The sequence below is a fragment of the Frigidibacter sp. MR17.14 genome (genome assembly GCF_037095735.1).
GTDB lineage: Bacteria > Pseudomonadota > Alphaproteobacteria > Rhodobacterales > Rhodobacteraceae > Frigidibacter.
Genome location: NZ_JBAWKD010000006.1, coordinates 53,896 through 69,396 on the forward strand (window position 1 = coordinate 53,896; position 15,501 = coordinate 69,396).

At 71.2% G+C, this 15,501-nt stretch carries 15 protein-coding genes; 5 read left to right on the plus strand and 10 right to left on the minus strand.

The annotated features are described in order from the left end of the window. Nucleotides 1-8 precede the first annotated feature (8 nt). From V8J36_RS15590 to V8J36_RS15610, 5 genes are all read left to right on the plus strand, one after another. Nucleotides 9-398 carry a ribulose bisphosphate carboxylase small subunit gene (locus V8J36_RS15590; protein ID WP_336468237.1) on the plus strand — a complete coding sequence of 130 codons (390 nt, stop codon included), beginning with the start codon at nucleotides 9-11 and terminating at the stop codon, nucleotides 396-398. 95 nt (nucleotides 399-493) lie between these two features. Next, nucleotides 494-1,423 (plus strand): CbbX protein, encoded by a 930-nt coding sequence (gene cbbX, locus V8J36_RS15595; protein ID WP_336468238.1) that lies wholly within the window; start codon nucleotides 494-496, stop codon nucleotides 1,421-1,423. Beyond that, complete coding sequence (gene rpe, locus V8J36_RS15600) at nucleotides 1,420-2,112, plus strand: ribulose-phosphate 3-epimerase (RefSeq protein ID WP_336468239.1); 693 nt, start codon at nucleotides 1,420-1,422, stop codon at nucleotides 2,110-2,112. Before cbbX ends, rpe begins: the two co-directional genes overlap by 4 nt. Before the next feature lie 106 nt (nucleotides 2,113-2,218). Continuing rightward, entirely contained in the window at nucleotides 2,219-2,881 is a 663-nt protein-coding gene (gene gph, locus V8J36_RS15605; RefSeq protein WP_336468240.1) for a phosphoglycolate phosphatase, read from the plus strand. Continuing rightward, nucleotides 2,875-3,582: an HAD-IA family hydrolase gene (locus V8J36_RS15610; RefSeq protein WP_336468241.1), complete on the plus strand. Its 708-nt coding sequence runs from the start codon at nucleotides 2,875-2,877 to the stop codon at nucleotides 3,580-3,582. The genes gph and V8J36_RS15610 overlap by 7 nt, the downstream gene beginning before the upstream one ends. A gap of 19 nt (nucleotides 3,583-3,601) precedes the next feature. Here V8J36_RS15610 and V8J36_RS15615 read toward each other — a convergent pair whose 3' ends face one another. The 10 genes from V8J36_RS15615 to V8J36_RS15660 all read right to left on the minus strand — a co-directional run bounded on the left by V8J36_RS15615 (nucleotide 3,602) and on the right by V8J36_RS15660 (nucleotide 15,432). Continuing rightward, nucleotides 3,602-5,245 carry a GMC family oxidoreductase gene (locus tag V8J36_RS15615; protein ID WP_336468242.1) on the minus strand — a complete coding sequence of 548 codons (1,644 nt, stop codon included), beginning with the start codon at nucleotides 5,243-5,245 and terminating at the stop codon, nucleotides 3,602-3,604. Beyond that, the gene (locus V8J36_RS15620; protein WP_336468243.1) at nucleotides 5,245-6,057 is read right to left on the minus strand and encodes a shikimate dehydrogenase family protein; all 813 of its coding nucleotides are present in this window, start codon (nucleotides 6,055-6,057) and stop codon (nucleotides 5,245-5,247) included. The genes V8J36_RS15615 and V8J36_RS15620 overlap by 1 nt, the downstream gene beginning before the upstream one ends. Before the next feature lie 30 nt (nucleotides 6,058-6,087). Next, the gene (gene fabG / locus V8J36_RS15625) at nucleotides 6,088-6,882 is read right to left on the minus strand and encodes a 3-oxoacyl-ACP reductase FabG (RefSeq protein WP_336468244.1); all 795 of its coding nucleotides are present in this window, start codon (nucleotides 6,880-6,882) and stop codon (nucleotides 6,088-6,090) included. A 3-nt stretch (nucleotides 6,883-6,885) separates the two neighbouring features. Continuing rightward, the gene (locus V8J36_RS15630) at nucleotides 6,886-7,590 is read right to left on the minus strand and encodes an ABC transporter ATP-binding protein (protein ID WP_336468245.1); all 705 of its coding nucleotides are present in this window, start codon (nucleotides 7,588-7,590) and stop codon (nucleotides 6,886-6,888) included. Next, nucleotides 7,577-9,394: a branched-chain amino acid ABC transporter ATP-binding protein/permease gene (locus V8J36_RS15635; RefSeq protein ID WP_336468246.1), complete on the minus strand. Its 1,818-nt coding sequence runs from the start codon at nucleotides 9,392-9,394 to the stop codon at nucleotides 7,577-7,579. The genes V8J36_RS15630 and V8J36_RS15635 overlap by 14 nt, the downstream gene beginning before the upstream one ends. Further along, nucleotides 9,391-10,275 (minus strand): branched-chain amino acid ABC transporter permease, encoded by an 885-nt coding sequence (locus V8J36_RS15640; RefSeq protein WP_336468247.1) that lies wholly within the window; start codon nucleotides 10,273-10,275, stop codon nucleotides 9,391-9,393. The genes V8J36_RS15635 and V8J36_RS15640 overlap by 4 nt, the downstream gene beginning before the upstream one ends. A gap of 61 nt (nucleotides 10,276-10,336) precedes the next feature. Next, the gene (locus V8J36_RS15645) at nucleotides 10,337-11,548 is read right to left on the minus strand and encodes an ABC transporter substrate-binding protein (protein ID WP_336468248.1); all 1,212 of its coding nucleotides are present in this window, start codon (nucleotides 11,546-11,548) and stop codon (nucleotides 10,337-10,339) included. A 68-nt stretch (nucleotides 11,549-11,616) separates the two neighbouring features. Then, nucleotides 11,617-13,359, minus strand: a complete 1,743-nt coding sequence (locus tag V8J36_RS15650) for an acetolactate synthase catalytic subunit (protein ID WP_336468249.1) — start codon at nucleotides 13,357-13,359, stop codon at nucleotides 11,617-11,619. 19 nt (nucleotides 13,360-13,378) lie between these two features. Further along, entirely contained in the window at nucleotides 13,379-14,383 is a 1,005-nt protein-coding gene (locus tag V8J36_RS15655; protein ID WP_336468250.1) for an NAD(P)H-quinone oxidoreductase, read from the minus strand. Further along, complete coding sequence (locus V8J36_RS15660; protein ID WP_336468251.1) at nucleotides 14,383-15,432, minus strand: zinc-dependent alcohol dehydrogenase; 1,050 nt, start codon at nucleotides 15,430-15,432, stop codon at nucleotides 14,383-14,385. Before V8J36_RS15660 ends, V8J36_RS15655 begins: the two co-directional genes overlap by 1 nt. Nucleotides 15,433-15,501: the final 69 nt, after the last annotated feature.

Here is a 15,501-nt window from a genome sequence, read left to right on the forward strand (position 1 = left end):
GGATCACCATGCGCATCACTCAGGGCTGCTTTTCCTTCCTGCCCGATCTCGACGACGCCCAGATCACGGCGCAGGTGCAATACATGCTCGACCGCGGCTGGGCGGTCAGCGTCGAATACACCGACGATCCCCATCCCCGGAACACGTACTGGGAGATGTGGGGCCACCCGATGTTCGACCTGCGCGACGCCAAGGGCGCGATGATCGAGCTCGACGACTGCCGCAAGGCGCATCCCGACAGCTACATCCGGATGATGGCCTTCGACAGCACCCGCGGCTTCGAAACGGTGATGATGTCCTTCATCGTCAACCGCCCCGCCGCCGAGCCGAGGCTGCACATGACCCGCACCGATTTCGAGAGCCGGTCGCAGAAATACGGCTGGGACGCGCGGATCTGACCGCCGCCCGGTGACGCCCCCTGCCGCGCCCCGCCTCCTCGACGCCTCCTCTTCCGACGGGGCGCGGCCCTTTTCCCTGACCCCCGAGGTGTCCCATGAACGCCCCCACCGATCCGATCCGCCCCACGACCGTCGACCTGGCCGCCCAGTACGAAAGCTCGGGCGTGGCCGAGGTGCTGCGCGAACTCGATGCCGAGCTGATCGGCCTCGCCCCGGTCAAGCAGCGCATCCGCGAGACGGCGGCGCTCTTGCTGGTGGACCGGGCGCGGCGCGACATGGGGCTCGCCTTCGAGACGCCGACGCTGCACATGTCCTTCACCGGCAATCCCGGCACCGGCAAGACCACGGTCGCGCTGAAGATGGCGGGGCTGCTGCACCGGCTGGGCTATGTGCGCAAGGGCCACCTCGTCAGCGTCACCCGCGACGACCTGGTGGGCCAGTACATCGGCCACACCGCGCCCAAGACCAAGGAGGTGCTCAAGCGCGCCATGGGGGGCGTACTCTTCATCGACGAGGCCTACTACCTCTACAAGCCCGACAACGAGCGCGATTACGGGCAGGAGGCGATCGAGATCCTGCTGCAGGTGATGGAGAACAACCGCGACGACCTCGTGGTGATCATGGCCGGATATGCCGACCGGATGGACCGGTTCTTCGCCGCCAATCCCGGTTTCCGGTCGCGCATCGCCCATCACATCGACTTCCCGGACTACAGCGATGCAGAGCTTGCCCGCATCGCCGACACGATGCTGGAACATCAGGGCTACGGCTTCGACGACGGGGGCCGCGCGACCTTCGCCGACTACATCGGCCACCGGCGTGGCCAGCCGCATTTCGCCAATGCCCGCTCGATCCGCAACGCGCTGGACCGCGCGCGCCTGCGGCAAGCGAACCGGTTGTTCGAGACGGCGCAGGGCCCGCTCGATGCCCGCGCGCTCTCGACGATCACAGCTGAGGACATCGCCGCCAGCCGCGTCTTCACCGGCGGGCTGAAGATCGGCACCACGCAACGGGAGAGCGCATGATGGACCGCCAGATCAGGATCGCGCCCTCGATCCTTTCCGCCGATTTCGCCGATTTCGGGCGCGAGATCCGCGCGATCGAGGATCAGGGCGCCGACTGGGTGCATGTCGACGTGATGGATGGCCATTTCGTGCCGAACCTGACCTTCGGCCCGCAGGCGGTGAAGGCCTTCCGCCGCCATGTCACCACCGTGATGGATGTCCACCTGATGATCGCCCCGGTCGATCCCTGGATCGCCGCCTATGCCGAGGCGGGCGCGGACGTGCTGACCGCGCATCTCGAGGCCGGGCCGCATGTCCACCGCACGCTGCAGGCGATCAGCGCGGCGGGGATGAAGGCCGGGCTCGCGCTGAACCCCGGCACCCCGGCCGAGGCGGCGGCACCGCTGCTGGACGTGGCCGACATGGTCTGTGTGATGACGGTGAACCCGGGCTTCGGCGGGCAGGGTTTTCTGGACATGACGCCGAAGCTGCGTGCGCTGCGCGCGATGATCGGCGACCGCCCGGTGCTGATCGAGGTGGACGGCGGCGTCGATCCGGCCAATGCCGCCCGCCTTGCCGCGGCGGGCGCCGACGTGCTGGTCGCGGGCTCGGCCGTGTTCCGCGGCGGCTCGGCAGAGGCGCCGGCCGCCTATGGCCGCAACATCCGCGCCCTGCGCGAGGCCGCCGCCGGCGCCCTCGCCCCGGCCTGAAAAGGAGAGTGCCCATGCCCCGCTGCCCCGCCCGCCCCGCGCCGCCGCGCATCCGTGTCACCGTGCCGCCCTTCGGGGCCGGAACGCTGCGGCGCAGGCCGCTGTGATGGCGCGCATCATCTTCGACCTCGACGGCACGCTGATCAATTCCGCGCCCGATGTCATGGGCGTTGCCAACGCGATTCTGGCCGAACAGGGCGTGGCCCCGATCTCGCTTGCGCAGACGCGCAGCTTCATCGGCAACGGCGTCGCCACCTTCGTCGCGCGGATGCGCGCCGCCCGCGCCCTGCCAGAGACGCTGCAGGCCCCGATGCTGGACGCCTTCCGCGCGCGCTATGACGCGGCGGTGGGCGCCACCCTGCCCTATCCGGGCGTCGCCACGGCACTGGCGCGGCTGGGCGCGGCGGGGCATGCGATCGGACTTTGCACCAACAAGCCGGTCTCTGCCGCCCGCGCGGTGCTGGGCCATGTCGGGCTGTTGCCCGCCTTCGACGCGATCATCGGCGGCGACAGCCTTGCCCTGCAGAAGCCGGACCCTGCGCCGCTGCTGGCCGTGCTCGACGCCCTGCCGCCCGGACCCGCGCTCTACGTCGGCGACAGCGAGGTGGACGCCGAGACCGCGGCGGCCGCCGGGCTGCCGTTCCTGCTCTACACCGGCGGCTACAGCCGCGGCCCGGCCTCGGCCATCGCCGCGACCGCCCGTTTCGCCCACCACGCCGCGCTGCCCGATCTGGTCGCCGCGGCCCTGACCGAGGCCGCCGGATGCTGAAAGCCCTGATCTTCGACGTGGACGGCACCCTGGCCGAAACCGAGGACGCCCACCGCCGCGCCTTCAACGAGACCTTCGCCGAGGCGAGGCTGAACTGGCGCTGGTCGGTCGCGCAGTATCGCCGGCTGCTGACAACCACCGGCGGGAAAGAGCGGATGCGCCGCCACCGTGACGAGACCGGCGCGACCGGCCCCGACGACGCCACCATCGCGGCGCTGCATGCCCGCAAGACCCGCCGCTATGCCGAGATCGTCGCCGGCGGCGGGCTGGCGCTGCGCCCCGGCGTGGCCGCGCTGATCACCCGCGCCCGCGACGCCGGGCTGCGCCTTGCGGTCGCCACCACCACCAACCTGCCCAATGTCGATGCCCTGACGCTTGCGGTCTGGGGCCGGCCCTCGGGCGCGGTCTTCGACGTGGTCGCCGCCGGCGACGAGGTCGAGCGCAAGAAGCCCGCCCCCGACATCTACCTGCGCGCGCTGGCGCGGCTCAGGCTGCGGCCCGAGGACTGCCTCGCCTTCGAGGACAGCCGCAACGGCCTGATCGCCGCCCGCGCCGCCGGGATCGCCACCGCGATCACCCCCTCGCTCTTCACCGAGGGCGAGGATTTCACCGGCGCCGACTGGATCCTGCCCGACCTGATCCGGCTTCCCGAAGGCATCGAGGCGCGCCTTGCCGGGGCCGCCCGAGCGGGCGCGGCCTGAGCACGCCCGGGCAGCACGTTCAGGCGACGGCGCGCGCTGCGCTGGCCGGATGCGCCCGCGCCGCGGCGCGGATCAGTGCCGCGCCCTTCTCGGCGATCATCATCACCGCGGCCTGCGTGTTGCCCGACACCATCGCCGGCATCACCGAGGCATCGACGACGCGCAGCCCCTCGAGCCCGTGCAGCCGCAGTTCCGGGTCGACCACCGCGCCCGCATCGGTGCCCATCCGGCAGGTCCCGGCGACATGGTAGATCGTCTGGCCATTGGCCCGCGCGAAGGCCAGCCAGTCGGCAGCGCTCTGGCAGGCCGGGCCGGGGCTCATCTCGTGGTCGCGGAAGGCGTCCATCGGCGCCTGCCCCACGATCTCGCGCGCCATGCGCATCCCCTCGACCATCGCACGGCGGTCCTCGTCCTCGGCCAGGAAGTTCGGGCGGATCGCCGGGCCCTGCCGCGGATCTGGGCCGCGCAGGTGGATCGTGCCGCGTGACTGCGGACGCAACTGGGTGACGCCGATGGTCATGCCCGGCAACCGGTCGAGCTTGCGCTCGGCGGCGTTGGCGTAGCTCGCATGCATGAAGAAATACTGCACATCCGGCCCCTCGAGCCCCGGCCGCGTCCGCACGAACCCATGCGCAAGCCCGGTGCCCAGTGTCAGCACCCCGCGCCGCGACAGGCCGTAGCGCAGCACCTCGGCCAGCAGCGGCAGGCCCCGGGTGCGGTCGTTCAGCGTCCCGGGCTGGCGCACCCGCCAGTTCATCCGGGTGCAGAAATGGTCGAGGTAGTTCTCGCCCACCCCCGGCAGTGCGTGGCGGGTCTCGATCCCCGCCGCGGCGAGGACCGCGGGCGCGCCGATGCCCGACAGTTCCAGAAGCTGCGGGCTCTGGATCGCGCCGGCGGCAAGGACCACCTCGCGCCGGGCGGTGATCGCGCGGGGCGCTCCGCCGTGCTCGGCCAGAACGCCGGTCACGCGGCGGCCCTCGAGCAGCAGGCGGGTGACGAAGACCCCGGTCGCGACACGCAGGTTCGCCCGGCTCCGCGCCGGCGCCAGCCAGGCATCGGCGGCGCTGGCCCTGCGGCCGCGGTCCTGATTGACCTGATAGTAGCCGAAGCCGTCCTGCGCGGCGCCGTTGTAATCGGCGCTGCGCCTGTGCCCCGCGGCTTCGGCGGCGGCGATGAAGGCCTCGGCGATCGGGGGATGCTCGGCCACGACCTCGACCGGCAGCGGCCCTCCGCGCCCGCGCAGCCCCTCGGGGTCGGGGCCGCGATAGGCCTCGATCCCGCGGAACACCGGCGCGACGTCGGCCCAGGACCAGCCCCGCGCGCCCAGCTGCGCCCAGAGGTCGTAATCCTGCGGCTGGCCGATGACATAGATCATGCCGTTGATCAGGGTCGAGCCGCCCAGCCCCTTGCCGCGCGGCACCGCGATCACCCGGTTGCCGGTCGCGGGTTCGGGCTCGGTCGCAAAGTGCCAATTGTACCGCGGGTTGGTGAGCAGCTTGTAGAAGCCCGCCGGGATCCCGATCCAGGGACTGCGCGGCTCTCCCCCGGCCTCGAGCAGCAGGACCCGCACCGCCGGATCCTCGGACAGGCGGTTGGCAAGGATGCAGCCCGCGGTGCCACCGCCGACGATGACATAGTCCCAGTCGCCATCAAGCGTGTGCATCACCCCAGCGCCCCCATGTGGCGGGCCATCAGCTCGATCTGCGCCTCGAGCATCGGCAGGCCGGGATGCACCGCGGCCCCCGCCGCGCGGGCGCGGGCCAGAAGCGGGGTTTCCGCCGGGTCCATGATCGCCTCGGCCACCACCTGCCCGGCGTGCAGCCCTGCCGGATCGACGGGCAGCGCATCCCCGGCACGCATGCCCAGCGAGGTGGCGTTGACGATCATCTCGGCCTGATCGCAGTTCCCGTCGCCTGCCGCCACCGGCAGCGCCGGATGCAGCGCGGCCACCCGCTCGACCAGCGCCTCGGCCTTGGCGCGGGTGCGGTTGACGATGGTCAGCCCCGCCACCCCGGCCTCGGCCAGCGCGAAGGCGATCGCCGAGGCCGCCCCTCCGGCCCCCGCCAGCAGTATCCGCCGGCCCGCCGGATCGTGGCCGGCGCGGCGCAGCCCCTCGACCATGCCGATCCCGTCGAGGATCGCGCCGGTCATGCTGCCGTCGGCCTCGCGCCGCACGCAGTTCACCGCACCCACTGCCCGCGCCGCCGGGCTGACCCGGTCGCACAGCGCCAGCATCGCCTCCTTGTGTGGCATGGTGGCGATGAAGCCGCCGAAGTTCTCAAGCCGGCGCAACCCGTCAAGCGCCTGCGCGAGCCCCTCGGGCGCGACCTGCATCGGCACCAGCACGCCGTCGATGCCGTGCCGGGCAAAGACCCGGTGCATGACCATCGGCGTCTTCACATGCACCACCGGATCCGCAAGGATCGCGTAAAGGCGCGTCCGCCCGGTGACCGCCACCGCGGGAATTCCGTCCATCGTCGTTCCGACCCCGTCCATCGTCCTGCCTCAGGTCATCATGTAACCGCCCGCGACATCAATGGTCTGGGCAGTGACGAAGCTTGCCTCGGGCGAAGTAAGCCAAAGGGCGACATCGGCGACCTCTGCCGGCTCGCCCAGCCGCCCCATCGGCGTGAGCGCGACCTGCGCGTCGTTCACCTCGCGCGCGACGCCGTTGACCATCGGCGTCGAGATCCGGCCCGGCGCCAGCGCGTTCACCCGGATCCCGAAGGGGCCGAGTTCCGCCGCCAGATGCTTGGTGAAGCCGATGATCGCCGACTTGGTGGCGGCGTAGTGGCAGGCGACGATGGGCGAGTAGGTCTTGCCCGCGACCGACGAGGTGTTGACGATCCAGCCGCGGCGCGCGGCGCACATCGCGGGCGTCAGCGCGCGGATCGTGTTGAAGGTGCCGGTCAGGTTCACGTCGACCACCCGGCGCCATTCCGCGGGGTCCATCTCCCAGACCTTGTGCGCGCGGCCCGCGTGCTTGGGTGAGATGCCGGCGTTGTTCACCACCGTGTCGAAATCGCCCCCCGCCGCGGCCAGCGCGCGGTCAAGGGCGCCGTAATCCGACACGTCGCAGGCCAGCGCCACCGCCTGCCCGCCCGCCTCGCGGATCGCGGTGACGGCGCGGTCGACATCCTCGGCCGACAGGTCGCAGACACCCACCACCGCGCCGCGCGCGGCGAAGGCCTGCGCCAGCGCCGCGCCGATGCCGCGCGCGGCCCCGGTCACCAGCACCCGGCGCCCGGCGTGGCTGGCGCGCCCGGCCATCGCGGCCGGGTTGATCTCTCGTTCCGTCATCATTCAGATCCCCAGGTAGGCCTGCCGCACATGGTCGTTGCGCAGAAGCGCCGCGGCATCGTCGGCGATCACGATCTCGCCGTTTTCAAGGACATAGCCGCGGTCGGCGGCCTTCAGCGTGTGGAAGACGTTCTGCTCGACGATCAGGACCGTGGCGCCGGTGGCCACGATCCGCTCGATCACCTCGAAGACCTGCGCGACGATGATCGGCGCAAGGCCAAGCGAGGGTTCGTCGAACATCAGAAGCCGCGGGCGGGCCATCATGCCGCGCGCGATCGCCGCCATCTGCTGCTCGCCCCCCGACATCGACGAGGCCTGCTGACCCAGCCGTTCCTTCAGCCGCGGAAACAGCGCCAGCACCTCTTCCAGCGTCTGCTCGGTCTGCCCGCGCGCCCCCCGTCGGTAGGCGCCCATCCGCAGGTTCTCTTCCACCGTCATGTCGGGGAAAAGCTGGCGCCCCTCGGGGATCAGGGTGATGCCCAGCTCGACCGTCTCATGCGCCGAGAGGCGGGTGATGTCCTGCCCCTCGAAGCTGATGCTGCCGGCCGAGGGCGTGAGCAACCCCGCGATGGTGCGCAGCGTGGTGGTCTTGCCCGCGCCGTTCGCGCCGACGATGGTCACCACCTCGCCCTGCCGCACCTCGAGCGAGACGCCGTGCAGGATCGTGGTCGCGCCATAGCCCGCGTCGATCCCCTCAAGCCTGAGCATGGCTGAACTCCTTGCCGAGATAGGCCTCGATCACCTGCGGGTCGCGCACCACCTCCTGCGGCGGCCCCTGCGCGATGATCCGGCCCGAGTTGATGACGATCACGCGGTCCGACAGCGACATCACCGCCTGCATCACATGCTCGATCGCGACGATGCTGACGCCGGTGTCGCGGATCGACTTCATCAGGTCGATGGCGCGGCGCACGTCGGTCTGGTTGATGCCGGCCATCACCTCGTCCAGCAGCAGGATCTTCGGCTGCATCGCCATGACCCGCGCCACCTCGAGCCGCTTGAGCCCGCCGATGGTCAGCCCGCGCGCCTCCGAATGCAGATAGGGCGCGAGGCCCATCGCATGGGCGACCTCGCGCGCGGCCTCGCGCGCCGCCTTCACCTCGCCGTGGCGCCAGAAGGCGCCGACCATGATGTTTTCCTCGACGGTCATCGCCGCGAAGGGCTGCACGATCTGGAAGGTCCGCCCGAGGCCGAGGCTGGCGAAATCGGCGGGGCTCGAGGGTTCCTGCCAGCCGCCGTCCGGCCCGCGCAGCAGGACCCGCCCGCCGTCCGGCTTCAGGAAGCCCGAGATCATGTTGAAGACCGTGGTCTTGCCGGCGCCGTTCGGGCCGATCACGCCCAGGATCTCGCCCTCGCGCAGGGTGAAGCCCACGTCGTTGGTGACATGCAGGCCGCCGAAATGCTTCTGCAGCCCTTCGACCCGCATCACCTCGTCCCCGATCGGCGGGCGCGTGGCCGCCGCGGGGCGCGCGGCGACGGCCTCGGTCTCGCCGGGTTTCACCGCGCGTTCGGGATGCAGCAGGCGGTCGAGCACGCCCATGATCCCGTTCGGCATGAACAGCACGACACCCATCAGCACCGCGCCATAGACGAAGCCGTGCAGACCGATCGCCTGCGCGCCCAGCGCCCCGCGCGCCAGTTCCGAGATCGGCACCAGGAGCACCGCGCCCAGCAGCGGGCCGAAGACCGTGCCGATGCCGCCGATCAGCGCGAACATCGCGATCTGGATCGAGTTCTGCAGCGAGAACATCGCCGCGGGCTCGATGAAGGTCAGGTACATCGCGTGGAAGGTGCCCAGCATTGCCGTCAGCGCCGCCGAGGCCGCGACCGCCATTAGCCGCACCCGCACCGTGCGCACCCCCGCCGCCTTCGCCGCGCTTTCGCGTTCGCGCGTGGCGACAAGGTAGAAGCCCAGCCGGCGCGAGCGGATCGCCCAGGCCACCGCAAGGCAGACCAGCAGCATCCCGAAGGCGATCAGCAGCGCGGGCCACTTCTCGCGGAAGACCATCCATTCCCAGCCGATCTTCAGCGGGATCATCAGCCCGGTCGCGCCGCCGGTGAGGTCGCGGAAATGCAGCGCCAGCACGCGGAACACCTCGAGAAACGCGATTGTCGCCAGCGCGAAGAACGGCCCGTGCAGGCGGAAGCAGGGCCACGAGATGACGACAGCGACCACCGCAGCCACGGCCGCGCCCGCGAACATCCCGACCCAGGGCGAGATGCCGTGGCTCATCAGGATCACGCCGACATAGCCGCCGATGCCGTAGAAGATCGAATGGCCCAGCGAAAGCTGCCCGGCATAGCCGCCGACGATGTTCCAGGCGGTCGAGAGACCGGCGAACAGGCAGATCGTGACGAAGACATGGGTGACGAAGGCGTCGTCGATCGCCAGCGGCACGATCAGCAGCGCGGCCAGCACCGCGACGAGGCCCCAGGCGCCCCAGGTGGTGCGGCGGCTGGCGGCGGCCTCGGCCCGGGCGATGCGGCTGGCGGGAAGAGAGCTGTCGGTCATGACACATGCGCGAGCACGGCCCGCGTCCCGAAGAGGCCCGAGGGCCGGAGGATGAGGATCAGCAGGAACACCCCGAACACCACCGCCTCGCGCACGTCCGAGCCGATGTAGAAGCCCGAGAGCGCGTCGAGCAGGCCGATGACCATCGCCCCCGCGAAGGCGCCGGTGATCGAGCCGAGCCCGCCAAGCACGACCACCACGAAGGCGGTCAGCACGAAGTAGGTGCCGATGGTGGGCGAGGTCGGATAGAGCGGCGCGATCAGCGCCGAGCCCAGCCCGACGCAGGCCGCGCCGATGCCGAAGGTCAGCATGTAGATCGCGTCGACGTTGATCCCCATCAGCTTCGCGGCGGCCCGGTTCTGGGCGACGGCCCGGATCGCGCGGCCGGTGTTGGTGCGGGCGAGGAAGGCGCGCAGGCCGATCACCAGCGCCACCGCGGCGACGAGGATCCAGAGCTGCCCGGTCAGCATCCGGACCGGCCCCGCCTCGATCGGCGCGCGCAGCCCATGGGCCGGGGTGTTGGCGATGTCGGCGCCGAAGACCATCAGCGCGAGGTTCATCAGCGCGGTCGACAGGCCGACCGTGGCGAAGATCTGCACGTGGTCGTCGCGCGCGGCCATCAGCGGCTGGATCAGGAAGCGCTGGGTCAGCACCCCCAGCAGGAACAGCAGCGGCACGACGCCGGCCACGGTGACATAGGGGTGAAGGCCCATCTTCGTCGTCAGCAGCCAGGTGGCGTACATCCCCACCATCAGGAACTCGCCATGGGCGAAGTTCACCACCTTGACGATGCCGAAGATCAGCGTGAGCCCCACCGAGATGATGGCGAAGATCCCGCCGAGCATCAGCCCGTTCAGCACGATCTGGAAAAAGGTCTGCATGACACCTCGCAGCAGCCGAAGGCCGGCGCGGGGGCTCCGCACCGGCCGGGTTCGGGACGGGTCAGTTCGAAGGCTTGGCGAAGATCATCTCGGACACCGCGGCGGCATCCGGGAAGACGGTCACCAGCTTGCCGTCCTGCCACTGCATCCCGGCCATCGCGGCGCGTTCGTTCTGGTTGTTCTTGCCGAACTTGATGCCGTAACCCGCCGCGGTGGTGCCGTCGGCCACGTCGATGGCCGTCACCGCCTCGACGATGGTGTCGGGCTCGAAGTCCTTGGCCGCGTTCATCGCCTGCAGGATCGCCAGCGCGCCGACGTAATTGTTCAGCGAATGGCCCGAGCGCGGCTCGCCGCCGAACTTGGCCTTGTAGGCCGCGACGAACTCGGTCAGGCCGGGGGTGAACTCGGTGTTGACCGCGTATTGGGTAAAGTCGACGTCGAAGACGCCGTTCATCAGCTCGGCGCCCACCGCCTCCATCGTGGGGGTCAGCGAATAGCCGCCGCCGCCGCCGATGATCGCCTTCGGCTGGTAGCCGGCCTCGTTCGCCTGCTGCAGGAACAGCACCGAGTCGTTCTGGTACGAGGTCTGCAGCACCACGTCGGCGCCGCGGCTCTTGAGGTCGAGCACCAGCGAGGACATGTCGACGGTGTTGGCCGGATAGGCGCTGTCGGCGACGATCGTCAGGCCCGCGGCCTTGCCATACTCTTCCTGATGCGCGGCGACCGAGGTGCCATAGCTCGAATCCTCGTGGATGATGCCGATCTTCAGATCACCCGGCGCGACGCCAAGGCCGGGGGCGATCTTGTCGGTGATCATCTGCACGATCATCTTCGCCATGTCGTCCGCAGTCGGGTTGGTGCGGAAGACATATTGCAGGCCGCGGCCGGTCACCTCGTCGGCGACCGCGCCCAGTTCGAAATAGGGCACGCCCGCAAGCTCGGCCACCTGGCTGGCCGCGATCGAGCGCGACGAGGAATAGGTGCCGAAGACCGCCTTCACCCCCTCGAGCGAGATCAGCCGGCGCGCCTCGCCGATGGCCTGGTTGTTGTCGACCGCGTCGCCCTTCACCAGCACGATCTTCTCGCCCTGCAGGCCGCCCGCGGCATTGACCTGATCGACCGCGATCTCGAGCCCGCGGGCGCTTTCCTCGCCCAGCAGCGCGAGCCCGCCCGAGAACGGGTAGAGCTCGCCCAGTTTCACATCGGCAGTCGCGGCGGTGGCCGCGAGGCCCGCGACCAGCGCGGTCGTCGTCAGATAGGCTGCAAACCTCATAGGTTCCTCCCTGTTTCGCAGCGATCGTCCCGGTGCCCGCGCCTCCCCGCGCGGGGTGCCGGCCCTCGTCAGTAGTCCAGCGCCTCTTTCCCCTCGAAGGAGGTGATCGGCGGATGCGCCCGCTCGTCGGTGACGACGTCGAGCACGGTCAGCGTCGGTTCCGCCAGCGCGGCGGTCAGCGCGGGCAGGAATTCTGCCGGCCGCTCGACGCGCACACCCCGGCAGCCGACGGCCCGCGCGATGGCGGCATGGTCGACCGGCTGGAAATGCACGACGTCGGTATGGGCGCCGAACAGGCTCAGCTCGGCATGTTTCTGGTAGCCGAGGATCTGGTTGTTCAGCACCACCAGCACGATCGGCAGCTTCATGCGCTTGGCGGTCTCCATCTCGGCCCAGACATGGCCGAAGCCGCCGTCGCCCGAGACGCAGATCACCGGCGCATCGGGCCGCGCGGCCTTGGCGCCCAGCGCGAAGGGCAGGCCCCAGCCCAGCCCGGCAAGGCCCCGCGGCGTCAGGAAGCGCTGGCCCGCCCGGCGCGCGGTCAGGAAATTCGCGACCCAGATTGAGGAATAGGAGGCGTCGGCCACCACGATCGCCTCGGGCGTCAGGACGCTGTCGATGTCCAGCATCAGCCGTTCCGGCCGGCAGGGTGCTGCGTCGAGGTCGTAGAGCCGCGCCATGTCCTCACCATGCGCCGCCCGCCCCGCGGCGATCCGCGCCGCCAGCCCCTCGCGCCGGGCGGCCATCGCCGTCAGGTCCTGCCCCTTCAGCGCCGCCGCCAGCGCCGCCAGCGTCAGCTTGGCATCGCCCTGCAGGCGCAGCGCCTCGTAGTTGCGGCCGATCTCGGCCCCGTCGATGTCGATATGGATGTAGCGGGCCGAGCGCGGGTAGAGCTGCCAGCTGTCGGTGCCGTTCTGGTTGGTGCGGTTGCCCACCAGCAGCACCACGTCGGCGCCGGTCACCAGCTCGCGCTGATGCGACGAGCGTCCGCCCGGCGCCATGAAATAGCCCACCACGCCCAGCGACAGCGGGTCGGTCTCGTCGACCGCGCCCTTGCCCATCACAGTAGTCGCGACCGGCAGGCCCAGCGCCTGCAGCGCCGCCAGCTCGTCCCAGGCGCGCGAGCTGTTCACGCCGCCGCCCGCGATCACCACCGGGGCCCGGGCCTGCGCCAGCAGCGCCGCCGCCTCGGCCACCCGCGCCGGATCGGCCGCGGTGCGGTCCAGCGGATAGCGGCCCAGATCGGCCGCCCGCCGCCCCTCGGCCGGGATCAGGTCGGGTCGTTCGTCCAGCAGGTCGAGCGGCACCATCAGCACCGCCGGCCCCGGCCGCCCCGAAGCCGCAGCGGTGAAGGCCATGTCGACGTAATCGTCGATCCGCGCCGAATCGCTGACCCGGCGGATCCACTTGGCGCAGCCGCCGAACAGAGCGAAGTGATCCATCTCCTGGAAGGCGTTGCGGTCGGTGAAGGGCCGCGCCACGTCCTGCACGATCGCGACGACCGGGATCGAGGCCTTCAGCGCCTCGGCCAGGCCCGGCACCAGCAGCGTCGCCGCCGGGCCGTTCTGCGCCGTCACCACCGGCACCTGCCCCGAGATCCGCGCATAGGCATCGGCCATGGCGGCGCCGGCATTCTCGGTGCGGTAGCCGATCTGGCGGATGCCGTAATCCGGCGCGGCCAGGAACAGCGCCGAGGGCAGCGACTGGCCGAAGATCTCGGTCACGCCGTGGCGGGCAAGGGCCGCGGCCATCACATGGGCGCAGGTCAGGTTCGATTGCGTTCGCGCGGTCTTCAGCTGGGTCACGGACATGGGTTCCTCCCGGGCGCGCTCAGGCCCCGGCCTCCTCGGTCATGGTCAGGACGATCTTTCCGACATGGTCCCCGCCATCCATGCGGGCATGGGCGCGGGCCACGTCGTCGAAGGGAAAGGTGCTGTCGATCAGCGGCCGCGCCTTGCCCGCGGCCAGCAGCGGCAGCGCGCGTTCCGCAAGGTCGCGGGCCAGCGCGGCCTTCATCGGCACCGGCCGCGCGCGCAGGGTCGAGCCGGTCAGCGTCACGCGCTTGAACAAGAGCGGCCCCATGTCCAGCTCGGCCCGGCTGCCCTGCTGGAAGGCGATCTGCGCGATCCGCCCGTCGGGCGCGATCAGGTCGAGATTGCGCTGCATGTAGGGCCCGCCGACCATGTCGAGGATCACCTCGGGCCCGGCGCCCCCCGTGATGTCGCGGGCAGCGGCGACGAAATCCTCGGCGCGGTAGTCGATGGCGTGATCCGCGCCGACCGCCAGCGCCGCGCGGCACTTCTCGGCGCTGCCGCAGGTGACGATCACGGTCGAGCCCAGCGCCTTGGCCAGCTGGATCGCGGTGGTGCCGATGCCCGAGGTGCCGCCGTGGATCAGCAGCGTCTCGCCGGGCCTCAGCCCCGCCCGCTGGAAGACGTTCGACCAGACGGTGAACCATGTCTCGGGCAGCGCGCCGGCCTCGGCCAGCGTCACGCCCTCGGGCACCGGCAGGCAGACATCGGCCTCGACGATGGCGCGCTCGGCATAGGCGCCGGCGGCGACCAGCGCCATCACCCGGTCGCCCGGGGCGAAGGCGGTGACGCCCGGGCCCAGCGCCTCGACGATGCCGGCCAGTTCCAGCCCCAGCACGTCGCCCGCGCCGGGGGGCGGCGGGTAGTTGCCCTGCCGCTGCATCACGTCGGGGCGGTTTACCCCGGCGGCGGCTACGCGGACCAGCATCTGGCCGGGCCCCGGCGCGGGCAGCGTGCGGCGGACGATCTTCAGCACCTCGGGGCCGCCGGCCCCCTCGGCGATCACGGCGCGGGTCTCGGTCATCACCGGATCTCCTCGTCTGGGGTCAGCATCACCTTCACCGCCTGCCGGCTGCGCGCGAGCGCCATCGCCTCGAGCGCGCGGCCAAGCGGCAGCCGGTGCGTGACCAGCGCGCCAAGGGTCGCGCCCTCGGCCACCAGCAGCGCCATCGCCGCGGCAAAGGCGGCCTCGGTCGTGTCATGGGCGCCGCGCAGCTGCTTCTTCTCGCGCACCAGCCGCGTCAGATCGAGGCTGACCGGCCGGGCATGGATGCCCGCGGCGACAAGGATCCCGCCCGGGCGCAGCACCGCCAGGCCGTCCTCGACCGAAGACGCGACGCCCGTCGCCTCGATCACCCTGTCGATGCGGCTGCCGAAGGCGGCCTGCACCGCATTGGCCAGCGGCGCTTCGGCCAGATCCGCGACATGGGCCGCGCCCATCGTCCGGGCCACCGCCAGGCGCGGTGCGTCCTCGAACCCCGCCACCATCACCTTCGCCCCGCGGCGCGCGGCGACGAAGGCCGCGGCCAGCCCGATCGGGCCCGGCCCCAGCACCGCCACCCGGTCCCCGGGCGCGATGTCGGCGGTGTCGACGGCATGGACCGCGACCGCAAGCGGCTCGGTCAGCGCGGCCAGCCCGAGGTCGAGCCCCTCGGGCAGCCGCCGCAGCACCCGCGCCGGCACCGTGACCCGGGCCGCGAAGCCGCCGTCGCGATGCAGCCCGACGATGCGGCGGTTCTCGCAGCACAGCGGCGCGCCCGACCGGCAGCCCGGACAGTCGCCGCAGGTCAGCGTCGGCCAGCAAGTGACGCGGTCGCCGGGCTCCAGCCCCTCGACGCCCTCGCCCAGCGCCTCGATGGTGCCGGCGAATTCGTGGCCGAAGGTGACCGGCAGCAGCCGCTCCATGAATTCATAGCCCGGGGTCCATTCGAAGGCATGCAGGTCCGACCCGCAGATGCCCGCGGCGGCGACCCTGACCCGCGCCTCGCCCGGGCCGGGCGTGCCGCGGTCGGGCAAGGCAATATCGACCAGCTCCGCTCCGAAAGCGGGCTGCGTCTTGCGCAAGGCAAGCATCGGCGGTGATCCTCCCTTACCCCGCCCTCCCAAGCGGGGTCGTCCTTCCCGCCGGTGTCGCAACCGGGT